We start from the raw sequence: 1,983 nt of genomic DNA, 5'->3' as shown, positions 1-1,983 counted from the left end.
CTTAATGTAATTGTTAGCTGCCACCTACTAGTAATGGTAACGACACGAGATAACCGTAATTGCGGTATCGTCCACGGCATATACCAAACGGTTTGTGTCATCTATTCTGCGAGACCAGAAACCTGAAAGATTTTCTTTAAGAGGTTCAGCCTTTCCAATTCCATCAAATGGAGAACGCTTAACATCTGAAATTAACTTATTGATACGTTTCAAGGTTTTCTTGTCTTGAGTCTGCCAATAAACGTAGCTATTCCAAGCTTCATCAGTCCATGATAACAACCTGTTACTCATCAATAAGTTCTCGCTGGGTCGTTTTTGCTGCTTTAAACTGTGCTATTGAACGATTTAAGTGTTCAGCGTTCGCTGGAGAACGAAGTAGATGAACGGTTTCCATAAGGCTGTTGTAGTAATCTAATGACATTACAACAGCATCTTCAGAGTCACGACGAGTGATTACTGTTGTATCTGCATCGTTGATTACATTGTCCAAAACGGCTTTTAGACCATTTCGAGCTTCGGTAAAAGAGACTATTCTCATTTTGCATTCCACTTGTACATTATATGGGACAAGTTTAGATCGAAAATGAGCACATGTACAGGATGTTGTGCATTACTGCGCCGGGGCAGCTAACGCCCCAAGCAGGGGCAATAACACGTAGGCTAAAATCGAGCGGAGCGAGTCAGCCCACGTGTTTGGAGAGTTCACCCATAAAAGTGGACACTGGTTTTAATTGTTAAGTTATATACTTTCATATTGCTGTGGTGTTTTAAAGTTCAACGATGAGTGGATTCGCTGATTATTGTAATACTCCTCAAGATACCATTGCGCTGTTTCACGTAAGTGCGCCTCATCTTTAAACTTTTCGCCGTGGTATGTCTCGGTCTTAAATGTCCTAAAGAACGTCTCAACGTAGATATTGTCTGTCATCTTTCCTGGCCGGTTCATACTTGGTTGTATCCCACACTTCTTTAGATGATTCTGATAGTCGTGACACGCATATTCATTTCCTTTGTCGCTGTGGAATATCAAACCAGAACAAAGTTTTCTGGACTTAACTGCCATGTCCAGAGCGTCTATTGTTAGCGATACTTTCCTTTGCCTATCGAGTGACCAACCGATGACTTTTCGAGAGTACATATCGAGAACAACTGCCAGATATATAAACTGTCCATTAAGTTTTAAGTAGCTTACGTCGCCACACCATTGTTGATTTGGGCGGCGTGGTATTACGTGATTCAAGATAAGATTACCTACCTTGTTGCAGGTGTTTTCTGGTAGAGGGTGGCGTCGATATATTTTAGCGGCTTTACCGACTAGTTTTTGTTCGCGCATTATCCGCTCAACCCTTTTGCGGTTGACTTGCCAGCCTTGTGCCTGCAGCTGCTTATGAATGCGTGAACTGCCGTAATTTCCCTTATGAAGTGCGTATAGACGATGTATTTCTTTCGTTAACTCAGTATTCAGCGCTTGTCGACGGCTAAGCCCTTTATGAAGCCATTTATAAAAGCCGCTCGTTGAAACTTGTAACTGCGTGCAAAGGTATCTGATGCCAAATTCATCACGTCGTTCGTTTATGAACGAGAATTTTTCTGACTTTGTTCCTTCAGATACCCCTCCCACTTTTTTAGGAAGTTGTTTTCCTTCTGAGCGTCCGCTAGGGCTTTTTTGAGCTTCGCAATTTCTTTGTCTTTGCTGAGCTCTTTGTCGTTATCAGCGGTATCTTTAGTCATTGAAATTCTTCTCGTCGGCTTTTCTTCAAATTTACCTGCTTTGTATTCTTGTCGGCAACGATAAATCATTATCGGATGTAGCCCTAAGATGTCCGCAATATCCTTCGCCCTGACATCCAATCCTAGCGTTAATTTAACCACTCGAATTTTAAATTCTAGTGAATATTCCACGACCCGTTTTGCACTGACTATTTTCGCCATTTCGCACCTACCTGATATTTGGTTAGGTGTCTACTTTATAGGGGGAGCTCT

At 41.9% G+C, this 1,983-nt stretch carries 4 protein-coding genes; all 4 read right to left on the bottom strand.

Translation table 11 applies throughout. From position 1 onward, the window contains the following. Positions 1-27: 27 nt before the first annotated feature. The 4 genes from V7R55_RS19435 to V7R55_RS19420 all read right to left on the bottom strand — a co-directional run bounded on the left by V7R55_RS19435 (position 28) and on the right by V7R55_RS19420 (position 1,932). On the bottom strand, positions 28-291 hold the full coding sequence (locus V7R55_RS19435; protein ID WP_334061013.1) for a Txe/YoeB family addiction module toxin: 264 nt from the start codon (positions 289-291) through the stop codon (positions 28-30). Then, entirely contained in the window at positions 284-538 is a 255-nt protein-coding gene (locus tag V7R55_RS19430; RefSeq protein ID WP_018982647.1) for a type II toxin-antitoxin system Phd/YefM family antitoxin, read from the bottom strand. Before V7R55_RS19430 ends, V7R55_RS19435 begins: the two co-directional genes overlap by 8 nt. 201 nt (positions 539-739) lie before the next feature. Then, a complete protein-coding gene (locus tag V7R55_RS19425) occupies positions 740-1,621 on the bottom strand; it encodes an IS3 family transposase (protein ID WP_334061011.1) in 882 nt (293 codons plus the stop codon). Further along, positions 1,573-1,932 (bottom strand): transposase, encoded by a 360-nt coding sequence (locus tag V7R55_RS19420; RefSeq protein WP_334061009.1) that lies wholly within the window; start codon positions 1,930-1,932, stop codon positions 1,573-1,575. Before V7R55_RS19420 ends, V7R55_RS19425 begins: the two co-directional genes overlap by 49 nt. Between the last annotated feature and the right edge of the window lie 51 nt (positions 1,933-1,983).

Origin of the sequence: Alteromonas sp. S005, assembly GCF_036864475.1 — a bacterium.
In the GTDB taxonomy this organism is placed as follows: Bacteria; Pseudomonadota; Gammaproteobacteria; order Enterobacterales; family Alteromonadaceae; genus Alteromonas.
The sequence above is the reverse complement of the archived record's forward strand: the minus strand, read 5'-3'. Positions and strand labels throughout refer to the sequence as shown.